Origin of the sequence: Silvimonas sp. (assembly GCF_031291215.1) — a bacterium.
Classification (GTDB): Bacteria; Pseudomonadota; Gammaproteobacteria; order Burkholderiales; family Chitinibacteraceae; genus Silvimonas; species Silvimonas soli.
This window is the reverse complement of the sequence record NZ_JARLJK010000063.1, coordinates 104601-127744: the sequence shown is the minus strand read 5'-3', so window position 1 is coordinate 127744 and position 23144 is coordinate 104601. Positions and strand designations below refer to the sequence as shown.

The 23144-nt window shown below is 55.7% G+C and carries 21 protein-coding genes; 11 read left to right on the top strand and 10 right to left on the bottom strand.

The window, feature by feature from the left end; all coding sequences use genetic code 11:
- The coding region (locus tag P4L78_RS06155) for a hypothetical protein (protein WP_309327293.1) at window positions 1–185 on the top strand (185 nt) is incomplete at its 5' end.
- A 128-nt stretch (window positions 186–313) separates the two neighbouring features.
- Here P4L78_RS06155 and tssC read toward each other — a convergent pair.
- Together tssC and tssB are read right to left on the bottom strand one after the other, a co-directional pair.
- Window positions 314–1861 carry a type VI secretion system contractile sheath large subunit gene (gene tssC / locus P4L78_RS06150; RefSeq protein WP_309327292.1) on the bottom strand — a complete coding sequence of 516 codons (1548 nt, stop codon included), beginning with the start codon at window positions 1859–1861 and terminating at the stop codon, window positions 314–316.
- A 16-nt stretch (window positions 1862–1877) separates the two neighbouring features.
- A complete protein-coding gene (gene tssB / locus P4L78_RS06145) occupies window positions 1878–2384 on the bottom strand; it encodes a type VI secretion system contractile sheath small subunit (protein ID WP_283149513.1) in 507 nt (168 codons plus the stop codon).
- A gap of 369 nt (window positions 2385–2753) precedes the next feature.
- Here tssB and tssK point away from each other — a divergent pair, with 369 nt between their 5' ends.
- The 6 genes from tssK (at window position 2754) to astA (ending at window position 10997) form a co-directional block, all read left to right on the top strand.
- Entirely contained in the window at window positions 2754–4100 is a 1347-nt protein-coding gene (gene tssK / locus P4L78_RS06140) for a type VI secretion system baseplate subunit TssK (protein ID WP_309327291.1), read from the top strand.
- On the top strand, window positions 4097–4762 hold the full coding sequence (locus tag P4L78_RS06135) for a DotU/TssL family secretion system protein (protein WP_309327290.1): 666 nt from the start codon (window positions 4097–4099) through the stop codon (window positions 4760–4762). Before tssK ends, P4L78_RS06135 begins: the two co-directional genes overlap by 4 nt.
- Before the next feature lie 350 nt (window positions 4763–5112).
- The gene (locus tag P4L78_RS06130) at window positions 5113–6417 is read left to right on the top strand and encodes an OmpA family protein (RefSeq protein ID WP_309327289.1); all 1305 of its coding nucleotides are present in this window, start codon (window positions 5113–5115) and stop codon (window positions 6415–6417) included.
- 54 nt (window positions 6418–6471) lie between these two features.
- Entirely contained in the window at window positions 6472–6957 is a 486-nt protein-coding gene (locus P4L78_RS06125; RefSeq protein ID WP_309327288.1) for an Hcp family type VI secretion system effector, read from the top strand.
- Window positions 6958–7056: 99 nt separating this feature from the next.
- Complete coding sequence (gene tssH / locus P4L78_RS06120; RefSeq protein WP_309327287.1) at window positions 7057–9723, top strand: type VI secretion system ATPase TssH; 2667 nt, start codon at window positions 7057–7059, stop codon at window positions 9721–9723.
- Between the two features lie 257 nt (window positions 9724–9980).
- A complete protein-coding gene (astA, locus tag P4L78_RS06115) occupies window positions 9981–10997 on the top strand; it encodes an arginine N-succinyltransferase (protein ID WP_309327286.1) in 1017 nt (338 codons plus the stop codon).
- Window positions 10998–11096: 99 nt separating this feature from the next.
- On the opposite strand, the gene P4L78_RS06110 is transcribed toward astA, so the two are convergent.
- Window positions 11097–11996 carry a C40 family peptidase gene (locus P4L78_RS06110; protein WP_309327285.1) on the bottom strand — a complete coding sequence of 300 codons (900 nt, stop codon included), beginning with the start codon at window positions 11994–11996 and terminating at the stop codon, window positions 11097–11099.
- 313 nt (window positions 11997–12309) lie between these two features.
- Here P4L78_RS06110 and P4L78_RS06105 point away from each other — a divergent pair, with 313 nt between their 5' ends.
- On the top strand, window positions 12310–13995 hold the full coding sequence (locus tag P4L78_RS06105; protein ID WP_309327284.1) for an AarF/UbiB family protein: 1686 nt from the start codon (window positions 12310–12312) through the stop codon (window positions 13993–13995).
- Window positions 13996–14030: 35 nt separating this feature from the next.
- Here P4L78_RS06105 and P4L78_RS06100 read toward each other — a convergent pair whose 3' ends face one another.
- The 5 genes from P4L78_RS06100 to P4L78_RS06080 form a co-directional block, all read right to left on the bottom strand.
- Entirely contained in the window at window positions 14031–15212 is a 1182-nt protein-coding gene (locus P4L78_RS06100) for a DUF2863 family protein (protein ID WP_283149505.1), read from the bottom strand.
- A gap of 65 nt (window positions 15213–15277) precedes the next feature.
- Complete coding sequence (rnk, locus tag P4L78_RS06095; protein WP_283149504.1) at window positions 15278–15661, bottom strand: nucleoside diphosphate kinase regulator; 384 nt, start codon at window positions 15659–15661, stop codon at window positions 15278–15280.
- A 130-nt stretch (window positions 15662–15791) separates the two neighbouring features.
- Window positions 15792–16307, bottom strand: a complete 516-nt coding sequence (locus P4L78_RS06090; protein WP_309327283.1) for a GNAT family N-acetyltransferase — start codon at window positions 16305–16307, stop codon at window positions 15792–15794.
- Between the two features lie 231 nt (window positions 16308–16538).
- Window positions 16539–18287, bottom strand: a complete 1749-nt coding sequence (locus P4L78_RS06085) for a DEAD/DEAH box helicase (protein ID WP_309327282.1) — start codon at window positions 18285–18287, stop codon at window positions 16539–16541.
- A 262-nt stretch (window positions 18288–18549) separates the two neighbouring features.
- The gene (locus tag P4L78_RS06080) at window positions 18550–19449 is read right to left on the bottom strand and encodes a mechanosensitive ion channel domain-containing protein (RefSeq protein WP_309327281.1); all 900 of its coding nucleotides are present in this window, start codon (window positions 19447–19449) and stop codon (window positions 18550–18552) included.
- A 182-nt stretch (window positions 19450–19631) separates the two neighbouring features.
- Between P4L78_RS06080 and P4L78_RS06075 the strand changes: the two genes are divergently transcribed.
- The 3 genes from P4L78_RS06075 to P4L78_RS06065 all read left to right on the top strand — a co-directional run bounded on the left by P4L78_RS06075 (window position 19632) and on the right by P4L78_RS06065 (window position 21711).
- The gene (locus P4L78_RS06075; protein ID WP_309327280.1) at window positions 19632–19961 is read left to right on the top strand and encodes a multidrug efflux SMR transporter; all 330 of its coding nucleotides are present in this window, start codon (window positions 19632–19634) and stop codon (window positions 19959–19961) included.
- Window positions 19962–20157: 196 nt separating this feature from the next.
- On the top strand, window positions 20158–21144 hold the full coding sequence (locus P4L78_RS06070) for a FecR domain-containing protein (RefSeq protein ID WP_309327279.1): 987 nt from the start codon (window positions 20158–20160) through the stop codon (window positions 21142–21144).
- A 93-nt stretch (window positions 21145–21237) separates the two neighbouring features.
- The gene (locus P4L78_RS06065; RefSeq protein WP_309327278.1) at window positions 21238–21711 is read left to right on the top strand and encodes a WbuC family cupin fold metalloprotein; all 474 of its coding nucleotides are present in this window, start codon (window positions 21238–21240) and stop codon (window positions 21709–21711) included.
- Between the two features lie 25 nt (window positions 21712–21736).
- Here the strand turns inward: P4L78_RS06065 and P4L78_RS06060 are convergent, their stop codons facing one another.
- Together P4L78_RS06060 and P4L78_RS06055 are read right to left on the bottom strand one after the other, a co-directional pair.
- Window positions 21737–22108, bottom strand: a complete 372-nt coding sequence (locus P4L78_RS06060) for a hypothetical protein (RefSeq protein WP_283149497.1) — start codon at window positions 22106–22108, stop codon at window positions 21737–21739.
- A gap of 185 nt (window positions 22109–22293) precedes the next feature.
- The gene (locus tag P4L78_RS06055) at window positions 22294–22752 is read right to left on the bottom strand and encodes a VOC family protein (protein ID WP_309327277.1); all 459 of its coding nucleotides are present in this window, start codon (window positions 22750–22752) and stop codon (window positions 22294–22296) included.
- Between the last annotated feature and the right edge of the window lie 392 nt (window positions 22753–23144).

Below are 23144 nucleotides of genomic sequence, written 5' to 3'. Positions count from 1 at the left end.
GGGGTGCCGGCCAGCACCTGGTTTACTGCATCACGTTTGAAGGATTCGGGGTAAGTACGTCTGGTCTTGGTCATGAACACAACTCCTGGGTGGGCATTATCCACCTTAAGTCAGTGTCCATCGAGGCCGGGCCAGACCATGTTGCTGCAGAGGGCAAGAAGGGCGTAGACATCTTTAACCTTTAAATAACCTTAACCAGAGCCGCTGTTGGCACGCAGTGACAGGAAAACATGCGCCTGAGTGGGTTACAGGCGTACCGGGAAATGCCAGACATGATCAAGCCGACCCGGCATGGACCGGGCCGGCGGGTGCATCAGTTTTTGGCTTTGGGCATTTGTGAAACCAGCGACAGGTTGATATCCAACCCTTCGATCTGGAAGTGCGGCACCACGAACAACTTGACGCGGAAGAAGCCGGGGTTGTCCTCAATGTCTTCCACCATTACGCGGGCTTCGCGCAACGGGTGCGACGCCTGTAGCTCGTCGCCCGGGTCGGTCATTTCGGTAACCAAAGTCTTGATCCAGGTGTTGAGTTCAAGCTCCAGCACGCGACGGTCTTTGGTGGTGCCGATGTTTTCGCGCTGGATCAACTTGAGGTAATGCGCCAGGCGCGACAACAAGAAGATATATGGCAAGCGGGCATTGATACGGCTGTTGGCCGTGGCTTCTTTGGTCTCATACAGCGATGGCTTCTGTGCCGAGTTGGCCGAGAAGAAGCAGGCGTAGTCGCGATTTTTGTAGAACGAAAGCGGTACAAAACCCAGATTGGCAAATTCGAACTCGCGCGTTTCCGGAATGAGCACTTCGGTCGGAATCTTTACCTGATTGCCAGTGCCCAGATCGTAAAGGTGGATCGGCAGGTCTTTGACCGCGCCACCTGCTTGCGGGCCACGAATCTGCACGCACCAGCCGTTCTTGATAAAGCTTTGCACCATGTTGGCAGCAAACGCGAACGAGGCATTGGCCCACAGGTAACGTTCGTGGTCCGGGCCTTTGACCTGCTCCGTATAGTTGAAAGCACGTACCGGGGTGGTGTCTGGCCCATACGGCAGACGGGCCAGAAAGCGTGGCAGTGTCAGGCCGATATAACGCGCATCATCGGTGTCCCGGAAGCTCTTCCATTTGATGTATTCGGCGCGGTCAAAATAGTTTCCGATATCCTGGATGGCGGCGACTTCTTCCATCGAATCTTTGCCAAAGAAAGCCGCTCCAATAGCCCCCACGAAAGGCATGTGAGCGGCAGCGGAGACTTTGGATATGTTGCGCAGCAGGGCAATATCCTGGGCGCTGCGGTCGAACTCGTAGTTGGAGATGATGGAGCCGATTGGCTCGCCGCCAGGAGTGTCGTATTCCTGGATATAAGTATGGCGGTACAAACCACTCTGAATGACTTCGGGTGTGTCTTCGAAATCCTGGCGTAGTGCGTCTTTGGCTACGTCCAGAATTTCAATTTTCACGTTTTTGCGAAAATCGGTGCGGTCTACCAGGAATTTCAGGCCACGCCATGCGCCTTCAATTTGCTGGAAGGTTTCGTGGTGCATGACTGCATCCAGTTGACGGCTGATTTTTTCATCAATGGCAGCGATGTGAAAATCCAGCAGGCTTTTGTCGAGCCGGTCAACTTGCTGTGACGAGGCCTGGATCATCTTCAGGAACACGTTTACTGCAACCGCAACGCGTTCATCAATTGATGACTCGGACAAGGCATCGTTGCTCTGGAAAATTTCAAACGGTTGCGTGTGAGTAACCGGTGTCAGTTTGATCTTGGCGCACAATGTCTCGTACACATTTGACGGCCCGTCTGGCGCGTCCACTGTGCGGGTCTGTGTTGCATTGCTAGCCTGGGTTTCTTGCATCGACATATTCACTTCTCCGGGTTCAGACAGCGTCGCTATCTACGGGGGCAACTTTTTCCAGTTCTGTGCGCAAGTTGGCGGACAGCGACGGGTCTTTGAGGATTTTTTCGAGCTCACGACGGAATGAAGCGTTGTCGAGCAAATTTGATTTGAGGTCGCGCAACAAATTGCGCATGGCCAGCAGTGCGCGTAGTTGCGGGATATTCTTGGCCACCTGTTCGGGGTGAAAGTCCTTCATGGATTTGAAGTCAAGATCAACCAGCACCTCTTCCGCGTCACCTCCGAGCAAATTCGGGGCCGCGATGCGGGCCGACGGATTGAGTTCAGCCAGAACGGAATCAAAGTTGTTCTTGTTGATGGATACCTTGGGGCGTTCTGCTACTGGGCGGGTGTCTTGGCCATTGCTGAAATCGCCCATCACCATCAGCTTGAGCGGTAGCTCTACCTTCTTCTGTGCGCCCCCTGTGTGCAGGTCAAGCTTGATGTTGATCCGGGCCGCCGGGACTTCGTTCTGAAAACTGTCTGCCACTTTTAATTGCTCCTTGAGATTAACGGAATTGCAATTTCCGTTTTGCATAAAACCAGGTTTCTTGCTCCGTACCGATTGAACTGTGTGTAATTTCTGTATTTTCCGTAGGAAAACTCTTAAAGCCAAATATCCAGATATCAATTACTTATTATTCTAATAATGAGAAATTGAATGACGATTATTTGTGGATTGAGTTGCGCTGAATAGTACTGTAATATTTTTGAACTGCGCAACACCAGCATGGCAATTCTGCTACGGAACAAGTTGGAAGCGCCAATTCTTGTAATTATCATAATTCTTGCCAGTCTTTTGAATTGCTCAATGCATGGCTTTTGCTGGATGGCAAGTTAACCGGTCTGTATATAACGCATGAAAATCTTCAAGCCTTTATGGTCAGAGGGCGCATTGCTGCTGCCTCAGCACTTCCAGCAGCAAGGGCTGTTTCATCAAGCTCAGACCGCTGCTGCCGCCAAACTCGCCACTATCCATAACTGGGGCATTCAACGCATCGCATGGGATGAATCAATTCTCGATTTAAATAAAATAAAATTACGAGAAATTGATATGCGTTTGGCGGATGGAACGATTATTGACGCCAGACTGGGTGAATGGCTGCCCGCTGCTCGGGATTTGACCGATATCCCCGCCGATATCCAGCTGATAGTGGTTTCGGTTGCATTGCCGCTTTACGATGTAAATGGCAGTAATTGCGTTAATGAATCGCGACAAAATGCACGTGCCAGAAGGTTTCGCACTGAATATGCTCAAGTGAATGATTTGTTTGGTGATGCTGTTGCTGAAATGGGCGTGGAGCGACTTAATTTATTTTTGGTCTTTGATTTTGAAATTCACTCAGATCTAATTAGTTGCCCAGTCGCCCGTCTCAAACGAGATACGGGAGGGCGCTTTCGCCTGGATGCTGACTGGATTCCACCGTGCCTGACTTTAAGTGCCAGTCCCTGCCTGACAGGACTAGTTGAACGTTTGACCGATATCTTGCGGGCACGCGGCGGCCAACTGGCTGCCCGCCGCGGTGAGCGTAACCAGAACGTAGCGGATTATTCAGTCTCTGATGTCTCTCTGTTCTGGCTACTGAATTGTATTAACACGACGTGGCCCGAGTTGATGCACCTGAGTACCCATCCCGATCAGCATCCTGAGCAACTATGGCTGGCGCTGGCGCGACTTGCGGGCTCGCTAAGTTCATTCTCGCTGGAAAACGATCTGGACCGTATCCCGGCCTATCGGCATGACCAGTTACAACTGGTGTTCGGGCAACTTGAGCAATTGATTCGGGATTTGCTGGATACAGTTATTCCGTCGCCAGTTATTCCAATTGCACTTGAACGTGTGCGACCCACATTGTGGCGCGCGCATCTTAACGACGAGCGCCTGCTGGCGGATGCTGATTTCTTTCTGTCCATCCACGCCACCATCCCCGGCCATCAGTTGCAGCAGCAACTGCCGATGGTTTGCAAGTTGGGCGCACCGGAAGAAGTGGAACGCATCCTTAACTCTGCAGTTGCCGGGGTGCCACTCACGGCGCTGCAGCGGGTGCCGTCTGCCGTACCGTTGCGGCTGGAAAACCAATATTTCTCGCTGGATGGCCGCGATCCCGCATTTGCCCGGATGTTGCAGACGCGTTCTTGCAGTATTTACATCCCGGCTTCCATTCCTGAAGTCAATGTCGAACTCTTTGCAGTCCTGCGTACATGATGCCCACTCCCTCAGCCTCTCTGATCCGTCCTTTGTTTCGCGATACTGCTTTACAGGTATCTTTGCTCGCCGAGAAGCCAGACATTCCCGATCCTGGTCGTTGGCGTGTCCGTTGCATTGAACTTGCGCAAACCATGCGGTTGCAGCTGCAGGATGCTGGGTTTTCATCCGCAGTTATAGAAGAGATTAGCCACGCCCAGTGCGCACTGCTGGATGAAAGTGCATTGCGCTCATTGCCGGAAGAAATGCGCAGCGAATGGGAAGCGGAACCGCTACAAGTCCGCTTTTTCAATAGTTATAACGCTGGCGAGACGGTTTATGAGCAGATTAATGCCTTGCTCAGGCAGAGTGTTCCAGATACTACCCTGATCGAAACCTATGTGATCGTGCTTGGCCTTGGCTTTTGCGGGCGTTACCCCAGCGAAACTGATCCAGCGCGTATGAATACCTTTAACGCGTTGAAAAGCCTGGATCAGAGCAACCAGCCAACCCCGTCTCTGTTGGTCAAGGCCGGGCAGGGGGCGTGGCTAAGTAACTGGCGTGGTCTCTCGCCCTTGATGTGGTTGTTGTTGATTAGTGCGCTGACCGTGATATTGGGCCTGATGTTGATGCATCTGCTTGATGCCCAGGTAGCCGCGCTAACGACTTCGGTCAAAGGCTAGCCATCGTGTTTCGTCGCTATCCTTTTATTCCTGTGACCCTCTGGCTGGGTTACCTGTTACTCGCATTGTGCCAGTTCAGCTTGCCGTTCAGTCCCGCTTGGAAATGGGGTACCAGTGCCGCGGTTCTTGTCGGGATTTGCATTGTCCTGGTTTATCGGCAGCGCCGCTGCCGGCAACAACAGACCCAGCAAATCCAGTTTGCATCTGGCCCGGTCTTGCAGGATTTACCTCGAGATCTGCGTGACGACACACCGGTAATTCTGGTATGCCGAGCCGGTGGCAACCGGGGACATCAGCCAACTACCGTACATGATGGCAACGCGGTCTGGATTGATGTGCCGGAATCGTCAATGTTGCTTCCCGTCTCCCAACGGTTGCAGTACTGGCGTTCGCGAGCACCCGATGCGGTCGTACTTGGTGTGGCCCCGGAGCAAAGTACTGATCTTGCCAGGTTGCAAGGCGATCTCGTGGGCTGGCGTTATGCCATAGCCGGATTGCAACGCCGCGTTGCGCAACGCATTCCGGCTTATCTCACCTTATTTGCACGGTTGGATGAAGGAACTGGCACCCAGCTGGATTGGCGCGGCACTCTGATTTCCGCGCTGGGCCGGCCGCAACCTGCGGCGACTCAAATCCCGGCACTCCTGCAGCGACTGGATACCTGCTCGCTGGACAGTGTCTGCGGAGCGCCTTCGCTGGTGCACCGTTACAACGCGCGAACCCAGGCTCTCCTGGCATGGACACAAGAGCAGGCACTGCCAATGCTGGGTACAACCGTCAATGGATTAGCGCCCTTGAAACTGCAGGGTGTATTGGTGAGCAACACTTTGGAGGCCAGCGTACCGCAACATCTGTGGGCGCAATGGCTCAAAGATCGTGCCGCACTGGTGCCAGCCTCGCACGCTGGCCTGCCGGCAGGCGCTCCTCTGCCGTTGCCCATCGTGCCACATTTGCCTCACTCCTGGCGTTGCGCAGGCTGGTTGCGTGGGCTGTTGGATGCGATGAGCTTCACGGCGTTAGCGGTCGCCGCAGCCATGGCGGCATCGTACTTGGGTAACGAACGCCTGATCCAGCAGATTCGTGACGACATTGGCAGCTATCGGTTGACAGGTTATCAGATGCCGGGCGCCAAGCTTGGCGCGCTGAGGCAACTTCAAGCTGACCGCGATCAGTTGCTGTCATTTGCTCGTACAGGCGTCCCTTGGCGTCTGAGCTGGGGAATGTATCGCGGTGAGGGCCTTTTGCCTTTGCTTGAGCGCGAAATCCGCGGATACGCGCCGCCTCCACCTCCACCAGCCATGATTAGCCTGGATAGCTTGTCGTTATTTGACAGCGGCAAGGCAACCCTTAAGCCGGACGCAAACCGCGTTTTGATGACCGCCCTGATGAGCATCACCGCCAATCCGGAAAAACAAGCCCTGATTGCAGGGCATACCGATAACACCGGCAACCCTGCTATCAACCAGAAACTATCCGAGGCCCGCGCCATTGCCGTACGGGACTGGTTCATCAATATGTCCAGCCTGCCACCTTCGCACTTTGCCGTTAAAGGTTTTGGTGGCAGCACGCCGCTTGCGCCAAATGACAGCGTCGCCAACAAGGCACGCAACCGGCGCGTCGAAATTACGCTTGTGCCGGATATCCCGGCGCATTGATGTAACCCGCGCTGCCTGCAAGGCAGCATCAACTACCCCAAGGAGAAATGACTCATGGCAATTCCAGCATATATGTGGCTAAAGGATGACGGCGGCGCCGACATCAAGGGCTCCGTGACTGTACAAGGGCGTGAAGGCAGCGTTGAAGTCGTCGAGTTCACGCACGGCGTGCGTATTCCTACCGACGGCAATACCGGCAAACTGACCGGCACTCGCGTGCATGAGCCGCTGGTGTTCTTCAAGGAAACCGATGCATCTTCGCCGTACCTGTACAAGGCTGTGACCAGCGGTCAGACCCTGAAAAGCGTCGAAATCAAGTGGTACAAGATTGATGATGCCGGTAACGAAGTGGAGTACTTCAATACCAAACTGGATAACGTCAAGGTCGTAGGCGTTTCCCCGGTAATGCATAACATCAAAGAGCCGGGCAAAGAGAAATACAACCATCTGGAAAAGGTCGAAATGCGCTACGAGAAAATCACGTGGGCGTACAAAGATGGCAACATCATCCACTCCGATAGCTGGACTGAAGGCCGCTAAGGCGGTTTTAACCAAGTCTGCTATTGCTCGGCCCGTCGTCCGGCGGGCCGGTTCATGTTTTATCTCTCCCCCTGCTTTTTGCTACCAGGCCACGCCACCATGTCACTTCGCGATCCTGCCCAATTGCTGCGCCGCCTCAATGATTATTGCACCCGTGCGCTGGAGGCCGCTGCCGGTCTTGCCCAAACACGCGCCCACACTGACATTACTCCCGAGCATTGGCTCGTGAAATTGCTGGAGCCCGGGGACGGAGATATTCCGGTAATTGTCCGTCGTTACGAGCTGGATATGGATGTCATCTGGCAGGGTCTGCTAACCGCACTTGAGCGAAGCCCGCACGATTTACGGGGCAAACCTGGTCTATCCCGCTCGCTGGGGGAGTGGCTGGAAAGTGCGTGGCTGATCGCCTCGCTGGAACAAAACAGCGAGCAAATACGTTCGGCTCACTTATTGCAGGCGCTGCAGGACAACCCCCATTTATTGCGTGCTCACGAAGCCTGGCCGCTGTTGAGTCTTTCGGCATCACAAATTCGGCGGTTGTTGCCAGAGCTTGATCCCGTTTCCGCAGAAGCTCCCGCTCCTGCTGCATCGACAAGTCCAGTATTTAGCGCAAAAGAGGCTGATACCTCCGGAGCACCTCAAAGCACGGTTACAAAGGCCGTCTCGCCGCAGCTGCAAGCCCGGCCTGAAGCACTACAGCGCTTTACCATTGATCTGACTGAAAAAGCCCGGGCTGGCCAGATCGACCCGGTTTTTGGGCGCGATATTGAAATTCGCCAGATGATTGACATCCTGGCGCGTCGCCGCAAGAACAATCCCATTCTGGTTGGCGATCCGGGCGTTGGTAAAACGGCGTTGGCAGAAGGGCTGGCGCTGAAAATAGCCGAAGGCGACGTACCGGAGAACTTGAAGCCGGTGCTGGTTCTGGTACTTGATCTCGGGTTGCTGCAGGCGGGGGCAGGGGTAAAAGGCGAGTTTGAGCAGCGCCTTAAAAATGTGATCGATGCGGTGCAGTCGTCCCCTGCACCCATCCTGCTGTTCATCGACGAGGCGCACACCCTGATTGGCGCGGGGAATAGCGCCGGTGAGGCTGATGCCGCCAACTTGCTCAAGCCTGCACTTGCCCGCGGAGAGTTGCGTACCATTGCCGCCACCACCTGGTCTGAATACAAGCAATACTTTGAGCGTGATGCAGCGCTGGAGCGGCGCTTCCAGATGGTCAAGGTAGACGAACCTGATGATGCCGCCGCTTGCCTGATGCTGCGCGGCTTGCAGTCTCGCTATGCCGTCCACCACGGCGTGCATATCAGGGATGAAGCAGTGACCGCCGCCGTCCAGTTATCTCGCCGATATCTCACCGGCCGCCAGTTGCCCGACAAAGCTGTCGATCTGATTGACACCGCGGCTGCACGGGTGCGCATGAGTCTTGACGCTACACCGGCTGAGCTGGAACGTCTGATGGCGCGGCTGACCGCTTTGCAAACCGAGATGCACGCACTGCAAGAGGATGCCCACGCTGGCCATGCTGATGGCACTGCTCGCTTGGTGGAGCTAGAGCATGAGATATCCGAAGCAGATCGCCAGCTCATGGCGTTACGGCAAACGCACGAGCAAGCACTGTCCCTGGTCAGGCAATTGCATGAGGCCTTAAAGTCGGATGTAAAAGCCCCAGATACCGAAACCGCCAAGCTTGTACAGACGCTTCGCACACAACTAAGTGCCTTGCAGCAGAACCAATCCGTGCTAGTCCATACCGAGGTCGATGCTGCTGTCGTCGCTGCGGTGATTGCAGACTGGACTGGTATCCCATTGGCCAGCTTGCTCAAAAATGAACAAGCCAGCCTGTTGGCTTTGGAAAACCAATTGTCTTGCCGTGTAGTTGGGCAACCGGATGCGCTATCGAGTATTGCCAGCAGTCTGCGGGCTGCAAAAACGGGCATGAAAACCAGTGACGGCCCGCTGGGCGTATTTCTGCTGGTTGGTCCGTCCGGCATTGGCAAAACTGAGACAGCCCTGGCGCTGTCTGATGCGTTGTTCGGGGGCGAGCGTGCGGTGGTCACCATTAACCTGTCTGAGTACCAGGAAGCTCATACGGTTTCTCAGCTCAAAGGATCGCCGCCCGGATATGTGGGCTACGGCCAGGGTGGTGTGTTGACCGAGGCTGTGCGGCAACGCCCGTACTCTATTGTCCTGCTGGATGAGGTCGAAAAAGCACATCGGGATGTGCTCAATCTGTTCTATCAAGTATTTGATCGCGGTTTTATGCGCGATGGAGAAGGGCGGGAAATTGATTTTCGCAATACCGTGATTTTGATGACTTCGAATCTGGGTAGTGCTGAACTCATGGCGTTGCATGACATCAATGCCGATTGTGAGCTTGCTGCGGCCCACGAAGCGATCCGCCCTCTGTTGGTCGAACATTTCCAGCCAGCACTACTGGCTCGCTTTCAAACGGTGATTTACCGCCCCTTGGACATCACCGCCATCCGTACCATCGTGCAGATGAAGCTGACCAAGGTTGCTCAGCGGATGGCACAGCATTATCGCTCGGCGCTGTCGTTTGATGAGTCACTCTCTGATTTCATTGCACAAAGCTGCCTTTTGCCTGATACGGGCGCCCGTAATATCGATCATTTGCTGAATCAGCAAATTCTGCCGGTGGTTTCGCAATCATTGCTGCAATGGCAGGTAGCAAATGGGGCTGCGCCTGCAGAAGTGCTAATGCACTGGGGTGAGCACGATGGATTGACCATGCAGATGAAATAATTCGCGCGAAAATACCGCCAGATTGGCTTACGGAAAGGGCAAGCGAGGCTTGCCCTTTTGTTTTTGGCAAATAAATTGAAATTTGTCGCTCACATCCGGGGGCTTGCTTTTGGCTTTACTATCTACATTTGCATCTGAACACCCCACCCGTACTCGGGCTGCCTTGGCTGTCATGCCTGTGGCGCCAATGAATGATGACCTGGAAAGATCTTCTATAACCGGCCTGGTTCATCGAAAAATCGAAAAGGAATCCATCCATGCGTATCCGCTTTCTGCGGCACAGTGACTTTCATGCTCTGCTGGATTTGGCCAACAAGGCCGGTGTGGGGGTGACCACTTTGCAGCCCAATGCCGAACGCTTGCAGGCGCGCATTACCTCCAGTGTGGCGGCGGTTTCCAGAGAGCGGGAGCTGGGGGATGCCAGTTATTTCTTTGTACTGGAAGATGATACGACAGGGCAACTGGTAGGGACGTCTGGCATTGAGGCTGCGGTGGGCATGAACGATACCTGGTACAACTATCGGGTGGGGCTGGCTGTGCATACGTCGCGTGAGCTGGATATCTATAAAAAACTCACCACGCTGTTTTTAAGTTCGGATCTAACCGGATCATCAGAATTGTGTTCGCTTTTCTTGCTACCCGATCAGCGCGGCTCAGGCAACGGTGGTTTGCTGTCGAGGTCGCGGTTTTTGTTTATGGCGGAGTTTCCGCAGCGTTTTTCCGAAAAGGTTATTGCCGAGATGCGTGGCGTTTCGGATGAGAATGGACGCTCGCCATTCTGGGAAAGCCTGGGGCGGCATTTCTTTAAAATGGATTTTGCGCGGGCCGACTTTCTTTCATATGTCGGCAACAAGTCGTTTATTGCCGAGCTGATGCCCAGTTACCCGATCTACACCTGTTTATTGTCGGAAGAGGCGCAAGCCGCAGTCGCCGAGGTTCATCCGGCGACGCGACCTGCGCGCAAGTTGCTGGAGGCTGAAGGTTTTCGCTATCGAGGCTACGTTGACATTTTCGACGCTGGACCGAGCCTGGAATGCGCGTTGACTGATATCCGCGCCGTTCGGGATAGCCGCGTGTTTAATGCTCTGGCGGTTGCTGCGGAAGTACAAGATGGCGAATCGTGGTTGATCAGCAATCGCAAGCTGGCCGATTTCCGTTGTACCTTGGCAATGACTCACCCACTGGAAGGCAGCTTGCCGCTAAGTGCTGCCGTACTGCAGCGACTGGAGATTGCCGACGGGGATAGCGTACGTGCCGTCAAACTGGCGCCGTGAGGTTGACTGATCGCAACGACCAAAAGCCCGGCCAGAACCAGCAGAAACGACAACGCCCGCACACGCGGGCGTTGCTTATAGTGCGATTAAAACGACTGACTAGTGAGTTGTTTTCTTTTTGGTGGTCTTCGCCGGGGCCTTTTTGGCACTGCTTTTGGTCGCAGTTTTGGCAGAAGTCTTGCTGTCCGCTTTCGTTTTGGTCGTTTTGGGTTTGCTGCACACGGTTTCTACGTGTTTATGGCGGCCCTTGCCTTTGGTCACCTTACGGCAGCTTCCGGCACCTTGTTGCGCATCGCCCGAGTCATTTTGGCCCGAAGCGGCTGCAGATTCAGCTTTATTGTTTTCGCGGGATGAACCTGCCATTGCCAGCAGGCTGGCAATATTGGGCGCCTGATCACCAACTTCGGTGACCCGACGAGCGCCATCAAAGCGGCTGGTCCAGTAGCTTTGCGACATGTTGGCGACTTCAATATCGCGTCCGGTTCGTGGCGCATGTACAAAACGGTTATCGCCCAGATAAATACCGACGTGCGAAAAGCGCCGGCGCAGCGTGTTGAAGAACACCAGATCGCCGGGTTTCAATTCGCTCTTGTCGACGTCTTGCCCCGCCTGGCTCATGGCCAGTGCGTTGTGGGGCAGGGTGATGTTGAGCGAATTCTGGAATACGTAACGCACGAAGCCACTGCAATCCAGACCGGATTCAGGGGTTTTGCCGCCCCATTTGTATTTAACACCAATCAGGCTCATGGCCTGTAGCAGCAATTGCTGGGCAGGCTGAGCCGGGTCAGGGCCGGGATCAGCCTCAGTTGACTGGTCGGCAGGTGTCTTCGTAGTGCGATCTGTACTGGACGCGCGCGCTGGCTTGGCGCTTTTGCTGCTGGAACCACCGGAAAACCAGCTGGAACTCGCTGGCGCCGAGGCCGCGTTGGTACCAGCATTGGGAAGGTCGTCCGCCTGCGCCCCGTACATCGTAAAGCCCACCAGGAGGGCAAGAATCAACCGTTCACATTTCATGGGGGCAAACTGTAACGATGAGTCCTGATGCTGTAAAGCCAAAACTTCGCCCGAAAGCGGTAGCTTTGACAACGTTTGCAACTGGCTCACACAGGGTTGACGAAATCGTACGAATCACTGGAAAAACAGTCAGGAAACACACACGGGACGCGGTTCGAGGCTGGCAGGGTCAATTGGTTCCTGCGCATATGAAAATATTACATTCGGGTAAACCAGGCCGCGTACAAACGCTGAATCCGGGCGTGAAATGGGTTATCTTGCACGGTGCATCCAGAACAGCGAGAACATCAGGCCAAGTATGCTCAAGGAAACCTTTACCGTAATGCGCGACCTGCCGCGCGTGCGCGAAATCATCGCCGTCTTGATGCGGCATGGGTTGGGTAATCTGGTCCAGCGGCTCGGCTTAGCCAAGGGGCTGGAGAGGGCTAGTGATTTGCTGCGCCTGCCGGGCGATCACGGCATTGAGCAACTCGATCCACCGGTACGGGTGCGGCGTGCGCTGGAAGAATTGGGGCCAACGTTTATCAAGCTCGGCCAGGTGCTGGCGACGCGGGTAGACGTATTTCCGCCGGAGTGGATTACCGAGTTTGAAAAGCTGCAGTCGCACGTGCCACCTGTGCCGTTCGAAGACTTGCTGCCTGAACTCACTTTGATTCTAGGGCGTGATCCGCACGAGGTGTTCCTTGAGCTTGATCCGATGCCTGTGGGTTCGGCATCGATTGCTCAGGTCCATCGCGCCAGGTTGGTGACGGGCGAAGAAGTGGTGCTGAAAATTCGCCGCCCCGGGATTGCGGCCAAAATTGACTCTGATCTGCGCATCTTGCGGCAGATTGGCGTGCTGATGGAGTTTGAGTTTCCGGAATCGCGCCGCTATCAGCCCGTCAAAATTGTTGAAGAATTTTCCAAATCATTGCGCCGCGAACTGAATTTATCGGCGGAAGCGCGCAACCTGGAACGTTTTACCCAGAACTTTGTTGATCACGCCGAAATTGAAATTCCGAAGATTCATTGGGAACACACCAACGAATTCATCAACGTGCAGAGCTGGGTTGGGGGCATTGCTGGCAATGATCTGAACGCGTTAAGTGAAGGCGGTTACGACCGGAAAATCCTGGCGGCGCGTGGTGCGGATGCAGTGCTGAAGATGGTGTTGATTGATGGCTATTTTCATGCAGACCCACATCCGGGCAACGTTAAATATCTGCCAGGTAACCGCATAGCCTTTCTCGACTTCGGCATGGTCGGCCGCCTGCCGCATCAGCGCCGTGACCAGATTGTGGATTTGCTGGCCGCGCTGGCTCGCCGTGATGAACACGGCATCATGGATGTGCTAATGGAGTGGACCGGCGAAACGGTAGTGGATGAAGAAGCGCTATCCAGTGACATTGCCGGATTCATCTTCAACTACGAAAACCTGCCGCTCAAAGACATTCAGTTCGGCACTTTGCTCAGCGAGGTGGCGGTGATCATGCGCGAGCACGAAATTACGCTACCTGCCGATCTGACCCTGCTATTCAAGGCATTGATCACACTGGAAGGCTTGGGGCGGCAGTTGAATCCGGATTTTCAGATGATCGAGCAGCTGACGCCGTTTGTGCGTGAGGTGCTGGTGCAGCGCTACAAGCCGCAGGCGGTGTTCAAGCGCGGCAAAGAAGGGCTGGCCGACGCGTTTGACCTGATCTCCGGCTTGCCGCGGGACATTGCCAAACTGGTGCGCCAGGCGCGGCGTGGCAATTTCCGGGTGGATCTGGATCTCAAGCGGCTGGATCGCTTTGGCACACAACTGGCCCGCAGCGCCAATCGGCTTACGATGGGCATCGTCACCGGCTGTTTGATTATTGGTTCGTCGATTGTGATGACCGTAAAGGCTGGACCGATGTTGTTCGGCTTACCGGCATTTGGTTTTCTGGGTTTTCTGATCGCGTTTTTCAACACTTTGTGGCTGATTTTCTCGATCTGGGTTTCGGGCAAAGAAGAGCAGTAAGCGGCACGACTCTGAGAGCGGTGCCGCGCCGCTGCTTAGTGCAGATGTCGTGGCACTTCAGCTTGGGTTTCTTCTTCGGGTGGCTCGGCGTGCAATAGCTCGCTATCTGGCGTTGGATAGAGCGGGGCGCCGCAGTCGTCACAGTAGTCGAGCGGGAAGTCATGCTCATGCACCAGGATGTCGACGATCCCGATATCTTTAAGCACGGCTTCCATTTCTGCCACGCTGTCGGCGTGCTCATCCTCGCCATCCAGTAGCGGCCAGACGACACCTTGAATGATTTTGTCGCCGCCGCGACGCAAAAAGCCAACCCGGTATTCTTCGAGTCGTTTGCCCTGGAAAGGGCCAATCACTGCTTGCAGGTCACGCGCGGTGATATTGAGGGTGAGGAGAAGGAAAGAGACAGTGGCTCGCAATGCGTAGGCGCGCGAGGCACGATCCGCCTCACGCCAAGTGGCGTGATATGCGCCAGGCAGCAGTGCCTCGGACGCAGCGCCTGGTAGCAGCGGATGCAATGCCGCGCCGCCTTGTCGTTGCCACTGCGTAGTCGCCTCTTCGCGATCGCCATCATCTTCTTGCCAGCGAAAGACGGCGTGTCCGGTCGGAATGGCAACCGCCCCAATGACGTAGCGTGTGTCGGATAAAAATGCGCGGGTTTCCGGCAAGGCTTGCGCATCCACTTTCAACACGCCGTTGCCGAAAGCTGCCTGGGTTAACTCTTGCAGCAATTCGAGTGTCGGCACAAAACCACGCGGCAACTGGTCCGGACTGAACAGAAAGTCAGCCAGGCCCATCTTGGCGTGCTTGGCAAAGACATGCGCTTTGAGTTGCGTTTGAGTGTTGCGCAAGGTTTCGGCCGGGATGTTGCCGGAGGCAATGTGCCAGCGTGACCATGTGAGTAGCGGCGCAATGAACAACAGGGTGTCCCAGCGCTTGCCATCCACTTCCAGGGTGAATGACTCACAGTTGCTCTCGATACTGTCGGCGAGAGCGTTGTAGGCTTCTACGTCGCTCTCGCTGAGCTGATCGAGTGCGCTATTGACGGTGTCTTCGTCGCGATCCTGCAACAGCTTTTCGACCAGCGTGAACAGCCGCTGCTGCCAGAACAGGTCTTCCAGCCGACTGGTAGATGCGGCCATGCCCTCAGCCAGACGTATCAGTTCAACTTCATCGGCCGGGCTGCGGCCACGGCGGGAGGGGCGATTGCGCTTCATCATTCAGAAAAGACTCCGGGAGGGCGTATCGGCCATTCTAGCGCTTTGTCTCAAACCCGGTGATGCCCTTACGCCAGGGGTTGCTGAATCACCTCAAGTACTCGCAGTCTTAATTGGCGACCACCTGGCCCGGGCCAGTCGATGGCTTGCCCGGGCGTTAACCCCAACAGCGCCGAGCCGACTGGCGCCAGGATCGAAACTTTACCGGCGCCAATGTCAGCATCCTGCGGATAAACCAGCGTGTACTGGTGCTCCGTGCCGCTGGCTTCGTCTACAAACCGCGCTGTGCTATTCATGGTGATCACATTGGCTGGCACCTGAGCGGCGTCAACTACGTCGGCGCGGGCCAGTTCGCCCTCTAGCGCGGACAGATCGGCATCGCTGCGTTCGATCAATTTTTCCAGGCGAGCCAGATCAAGATGAGACAAAACAATGTTCGGCGAATTGGACATGGTGAGCTCCGGGCAAAAGCAAAAGTAGCAAAGCCAGATTTGCACCTGGCTTTGCTTGAATATATGTGAAGTCGGTTGTTTGCTAACCGTCGCCTCAGTATAGGTGGCCGACATGAACCAGCCTTGGGCATTATTTGGCTGGAAAATTGTGCAAGACCATTATTGCTGCGCTATCGCCATAACCAGGCGCGGTGGCCACTGGATGAAAACCCCAGCGCTGCCAGAAGGGCGCGGCACCAGAGATCGCCACCAGTCGGCTGCACTTGAGTCCATGTCGACGACCCCAGTTCAGGGCGGTTTCGATGAGTCGGGGCGCTACACCTGCGCCGCGAGCTTGAGGGTGCACCGCCAGGTCATGCAAAAAGTGGGTATCTGCCACATCAGGGATCTGTTGCAATGGCTCGCCCAACGGTGGTGGTTCATCGCCTGCCCACGGATGCGTGAAGAAATAGCCGACCACCTCATTTTCATGCTCGGCCAGCCAGCTCGAGTCCGGTGAAAGGTGCAATTTGGCGGCAAAGGCTTCGAGTGACTCGTGCAAATCCGGCGCATAGCAAGCGCGCTGGATGCGATCAATTGCGGGCAAGTCGGAGTGCCGAATCGGGCGAATATGCAGCTGGGCCGCAGTCGTCGGATGCTTGAACATGGGTGATTGTTATTGGGTTGTTGAGTGCGGGTCTGGTGCGAGCGGTTTGATGCGAGGCCTGGTCTGGCGACAACGGGCGGCCATCCGGTCAATCAGGCTGACAGTTTGGCAGCAGGCAAACAAGCCGCAATATTGCCGCTTGCTCTAGCTGTTTGAATTGTTTGCCGAGGTTTACCCATAAAAAATGCCTCCCGAGGGAGGCATTTTTACGAGACGTAAACCAGTGTTGGTTTATTCGCCCGAACGATCACCACGCGGAGCGAAGTTGCTACGCGGACGACGTGGTTCGCTACCGAAACGGTCGTCACGACGTTGGCCACCGAAGCCGCCTTCCTTGCGAGCGCCATCACGTGGAGCAGCGCCAGCTGGGCGTGGTGCATTGTTGAACTCACGCTTTTCGCCAGAGAAACCGCCTTCACGTTTCTGACCAGCATAACCACCACGATTGTTGTCGCGGTTGTAGCCACCCTCACGCGGAGCGGAGTCACGGTTGAAACCGCCTTCGCGCGGTGCGGAATCACGGTTGAAACCACCTTCACGCGGGGCATTCGAGTTGCCACGATAGCCGCCTTCAGCACTGCGTGGACGACCTTCGTAACCGCCACGATCCGGGCGTGGAGCAAAGCTGTTGTCACGCGGAGCATGTTCGCGAGCATCACCGAAACGGGCGCCGGCTTCGCGTGGCTTGTTGCCAGCGTAACCTGGGCGATCACCGCCGCCGTGGCGTGGACGATCACCGTGCGGACGACCAGCACCACCACCAGCAGGACGACGCTCATCAGTGCGACGAGCGCCCGGCTGGAAGCGAGCTTCCAGGCCTTCCATGACCATGGTGCCGAAATCGATCTGATAACGCTTTTTGATGCGAGTCAGCAGAACGAAGTCGTTACGGGTAACCAGCGACACAGCGCGGCCACTACGACCGGCACGACCGGTACGGCCAATGCGGTGGATGTAGTCTTCCGAGAAACGTGGCAGATCAAAGTTGATCACCTGGCCGATACCGGCAACGTCAATACCGCGAGCGGCAACGTCGGTGGCAACCAGCAGGTCAATTTCGCCGCGGTGCAGACGATCCAGCACTTTACGACGGCTGCGTTGCGGCAGATCGCCGTGCATTGCATCAGCGCGCAGACCAGCAACGCGCAACCAGTCAGCGATGCCATCGGCGTCTGCTTTGGTAGCAGTAAAGACAATGGATTGCGAACCAGCCAGCGATTCAGCCAGTGCAGCGGTCAGCTTGAGCTTGTGCTCGTAGCCGTCAGCGTAATGCACGGATTGTTCGACGTTGGCAGTCGGCAGACCTTGCGGTGCCAGTTCAATCTTGCGTGGGTCACGCAGCATTGGACGAGCGAAGTCTTGCACTGTTTCCGACAAAGTAGCGGAGAACAGGGCGGTCTGACGTTCTGGAGGCAGTTCAGCAACGATGGTTTCGATATCGTCAATGAAGCCCATGTCCAGCATACGGTCGGCTTCGTCCAGTACCAGCATTTCCAGGCGACGGAAGTCGATACGACCACTGCGCATCAGATCCATCAGGCGACCTGGGGTGGCCACGACGATTTCAACCGGCTGAGCCAGTTGTTTGTGTTGCAGCGGGTAAGGAACACCACCCACCAGGCTAACCACTTTGCAACGCGGAATGCGGCGAGCAAAAGCGGTAGCAACTTTGGAAACTTGTTCTGCCAGTTCACGAGTAGGGGTCAGCACCAGAACGCGTGGGCCTTTACCGTGATGTTTTGGCGGACGTGCCAGACGATTCAATGCTGGCAGCAAGAAAGCTGCGGTCTTGCCGGTACCAGTCTGGGCGGATGCCATCAGATCGTGGCCTTCCAGCAAAACAGGAATGGCGGAAGCTTGAACTGGAGTCGGTGCGGTCAGGCCTTGAGCGGTCAGTTCCTGAACGATTTCAGTGGCGAGTCCGAGCGACGAGAAAGAGAGGTCCTGATCCTGAGCCGGATCATGGGCTGCGTGCGACATGATTATTTCCTGGTTACGGTTGGCCAGCTACAAAACTGTGCTGGCGGGCATCGACCTAACCAAAGAGACAACCGCAATCAAAATCGAACGCAGGGCGGCAAACAGGTCAGGGGGCGATGAAATATTTCAAAGGGCTGGCCGTGCCATCCCTGGGCGAAGGGCCGGAATATACCTATAAACGACTGATGATGCAAGGTAAATTGGGAAAAATCTTATAAATGGGTGAAATGTGCACCAGACATGTCAATACGCCCGTTGTTCTTCAGGCCTTGTTGACTCTGGGTTTGTCTGCGCTTTTGCGGGTTGGCAGACTTTCATCGGGAGTGATGGGTAAAGGCGACATATGCCGTAAAAAGTCTCGCAAAATTGCTTGTTCAATACGGGCGCGCTGCCCCAATGGCACCGGCAATTGCAATTGCAGGTTGATTGCCTCGCGGTCATCCAGCGACACGCGCACGCGTGGTTCAGTAGGCGGCGTGTCGACGGCGTAGTTGCGTTCCAGTTCGCGGACATGGTTAGCCAGATCGGGCGCGTAGTCGGCAATGGCGTGCGCGCCAGCTTGCAACAAGGCCGCCTCCGCCTGCGCCCAGTCTTGTTCGCGGTTGATGGCGACATGCACGGTTTGCAGCACATAGGCGCCCAGCATGGTTTCGTTGTAAACGGCCTGCGACAAAAACAGCGAATTGGGAATGACCACGCCACGACCAACTGTGCCTTTGTGCGGAACAGCGGCGCTAGACTCAATCACCGTGGTGTTCAGCAGATTCATATCTATTACCCGGCCGCGAATGCCGCCGATCTCGATGCGGTCACCCACTTCGAAGGCGCGGCTGGTGGTGCGGTAGATCGAGCCCAGGATACACATGATGATTTCTTTGGTGCCGATCACAATGGCTGCCGCAATGGCGACCAGCGAAACGGCAAAGGCTTCGATCTCGTGCCCCCAGATCACCACCGTACCCAACACAAACAGCACCAGCGCCGCATTGCGGGAGTAAACCATCAATCGGCGCTTGTCTTCGGGGCGCAGTTTGTCGCGGCCCAGAATGGCGCGGCGGATCATGGAGTGTGCCAGGAACAGCGCGGCAATCAATACTAGCGAGATGATCAAATCACGCAAGAAAGCGACGTCGGTGGTGGCGTTGAGTAAATCTTTGATCATATTCAGTCAGAGGCAAGGCAATCAGGCCATTGTAGCAGGCCATCCAGATGACCTTGTTGCGCACCTTGGCGGTGCTTGTATTTGATATACGTCAAGCCAAAAGCTGACAACCACAAAACTTGACGGACAGGAGCCGGCTTGCTGGAATGGCCGGTCGCACCGCATGACAAGGAAATAACGCGATGAATTGGGGCTGGCTTGCCATTGCCATTGCGGCCGAAGTGATTGCCACCTCCGCGCTGAAGGCGGCAGAGGGATTCACCCGGCTATGGCCGTCCATCATTGTGGTGATCGGCTACGTGATCGCGTTTTATTGCCTGTCGCTCACTTTGCGCAGTATTCCGGTCGGTCTGGTCTACGCCATCTGGTCAGGCGTGGGCATCGTGCTGATCTCGGTGGTTGGGTATTTCGCTTATCGGCAAAGTCTGGATTGGCCTGCAATATTGGGCCTGACTTTGATTATTGCGGGTGTGGTGGTCATTAACGTGTTTTCAAAATCGATCGCTCATTGACGCCTGGTTGATGATGTGCGGTACCGCAAGTAGTCGCCAAACCCGGTATTAGCGCCGATTTAGAGCACACCAACAACCCGCACGTTGCGCAGCGAACTGCAACGATACGCATTTGCTTGTTACATACGGCTGGCACGACCTCTGCCAGACTATCCAGAATAAGGAGTTCCGGTGCCCGCGCCGGAGGAGGCCATTTATGTCTATCGCTAAACTGTTATTCACCACCATTCTGCTCACCTGCCTGCCACTGGCTGCGTTTGCAGCATCGGGTCAAGTTGCCGCCATGGGCGGGCTGGTTACAGCCGCCGGCAGTAGCGGCCAGACCGTTGTTTTACACAAGGGGGACTCGGTCAATAAAGGGGATGTCATTACCACTGACGCCAACAGCTGGGTGGTCTTGAGTATGGAAGACGGCGCGAGCCTGACTTTGCGCCCCAAGGCCAAGCTGCGCATCGTTGATTATGTGTATGACCCGGACAATCCTCAAAACGGTCGCAGCTGGCTCACCTTGTTGCAAGGCGCATTGCGCTCAGTGACCGGGGCGATCGGCAAGCTCAATCACGCCAGCTACCAACTCACCACCCCTACGGCCACTATCGGAATACGGGGCACCGATTACGATGTTGACGTCGTTCCGGCCGGCAATAGCGAAGGCTTTGCGCCCGGCACCTATCACACGGTACATGCCGGCGGCACGGTGTTCAAAGGCCAGGATGGCCAGTCCATCAACGTCAAGCCGAGTCAGGATGTATTTACCGGTAGCGGCTCTCCCCACCCGCGCCGCATGCAGGCCCGCCAGCGCAGCGTCTGGACCGACATTGGCAACTTCGATTTTAAAGAGAAGATTTCCGGTGTGCTCGATGACCTGCATCAGCGCATCAACGGCGGCTACACGCTGAATCTGCAAAAACTCAATCGTGGTCGTGACCAGGTCCAACGTTATCTTGATCGCCATCCGGATGAGGCCGCGCGTCGTGGCCTGCTGCAATCCGCCGGGCGCCAGGCAGCGCCCGAGTCCGCCATGCAGTCACGGCTCCAGCATGGAAAATGGCATCCAGGCGAGCCGTATTTTGCGCCAGGCTCACCCGAAAGCGGCAACCCCAACAAGCATCACGGGACGAGCCAGCAGCAACACTATAAAGAGCCGCGTGAAAGCGGAAAGCACGGGTCCGGCAATAAGTAAACCAAACCATAAAGGCCAGAGCCTGGTGGAGATGCGCAGTCACGCTCCGCCAGCGGAAGGCCACAAAACAGCCAGAAGGGCAGCAGCCACAACATGAAGCAAATTGATCGGAAAAAACTCAGCGAACTGGCATCCACCGCCGCGGCCTCACCGCGCCTGCGTGCCAATTTCAATCTGCACCCAGAACTTGCTGATCCGATTCAGCGTCTGGCCATTGCCATGGAACCGGGCACCTACGTGCGCCCGCATCGCCATCCGCACACCTGGGAATTATTGTTTCCGCTGCAAGGGCGTTTTCTGGTGCTGCATTTTGATGAAGCGGGAAAGGTGATTGATCGCGCCATCCTGGGCGAAGGCGCTGCCATTCTGGAAACGCCAGCCGGGCAGTGGCATGCGGTGTTGTCGCTGGATGAGGGCGGGGTGATCTTTGAGGTCAAGCACGGCCCGTATCAAGCCATTGCTGAGCAGGACTATACGTCTTGGTCGCCAGCCGAAGGCGAGCCTGGCGTAGTGGCGCTGATGGCCTGGTATGCCACGGCCCAGATTGGCGACCGTTACGGCAACTAATCGCGCGCCTTAATCGGGCGGCGGATTAGCCAAGCTCGCGAAAGCCTTCGCTGTTGGCTGGCGTCGAGTGCGCCACTTGCCCGTAAACGCTGGACGGAGAGGCAACAGGTGAACCCTGTGCGCCACCGCCAGAACGATTGGCAATGCGGTTTTCCACCTTCATTTGCCGCAGCCAGTCTTGGGTGGAGCGCTCGGGCAGCGCCAGCAGCAAAGGTTCAGGCGCTGCTGCAGGCAGACCATTGGCTGGATCCTCTGCATTGGCCGCGTCACTACTGCGGGCATAGTTTGCTTTAGAGCCCGACGAATTCAGTCGCGCTTGCGGTGTGTTGGTTTTGGCGTGAACAGCTGCCGAGCCCACGATGGCAGCCGCGATACCGCTGCCACGTAGTTCGATCATGGGAGCGCTCCGGTTGTGTAACGTCAATTATCGGAGCTTTCTCCTTGATTTTTCTGTAAATTCTTGCGCGTCATCAATAGTAAATATTGATGATGTTGCGGGATTTCTGCACGCAACTCACCGCTCCCGACGCAGGGGGCACCAAAATAGCCTTCCACCCCAAAGTGTGCCGCCAGCCCTGCTAATCAGCACATCTCGGCGGAGCGGCGAGCCAGTTCTTCCGGCGAAACATCTTCCACATGCGTGGATATATGCCAGGAATAGCCATCCGGATCTTCCACCGAGCCAGAGCGGTCGCCGTAAAACTGGTTGGCCACCGCGCGCTGTAATTTGGCCCCGGCCTGCGTCGCCTGAGCCACCCTGGCATCCACATCCGTCACATACAGCACCATGCTCACCGGTGAGCCGCCGATGGTTTTCGGGCTGCGCGCATTCCATTGCGGGTTTTCACTGGTCAACATGAACACCGCACCGTCGATTTCTATTTCCGCATGCATGATCTTGCCGTCTTTGCCATGCACGCGCAGGCGTTCAACTGCGCCAAATGCATTTTTATAAAACTCGATTGCCGCAGAGGCATCACCGCTGATGAGGTAAGGCGTAATGGCTTGATAGCCATCGGGGATGGGTTTGACCGCAGACATATTGAATCTCCTGATTGGAAAGGACTGGAAAGATATCCGTCATTCGGGATTGGCACGTGCACCAATAAATGACATGGACATGATCTACCGCACCAAAATAACGCTAGTCAAATTTGTGGCTTGCATGAGGTTTTCTTCGTGAACGGCAGGTCGGATCATTAAAAAATAGAAACAAAAACAGCAGGTTGGATGGTTATTTTTAGAGTCCGACATCTGGCAGGCTCGGTCAGGCATGCCCTTTGCATAGATAACAGCACGAGAGGTGCGACACGTTCGCATCGTCTTACAGGAAAGCTAGGGTTCCGGTCCCGTTTACGGGATGAACAAGAATTGCCAACCCATACTGCGGCGCATATGTCGCAAGGCTGTTGGTAGTTCCAACTGGTCCGAGA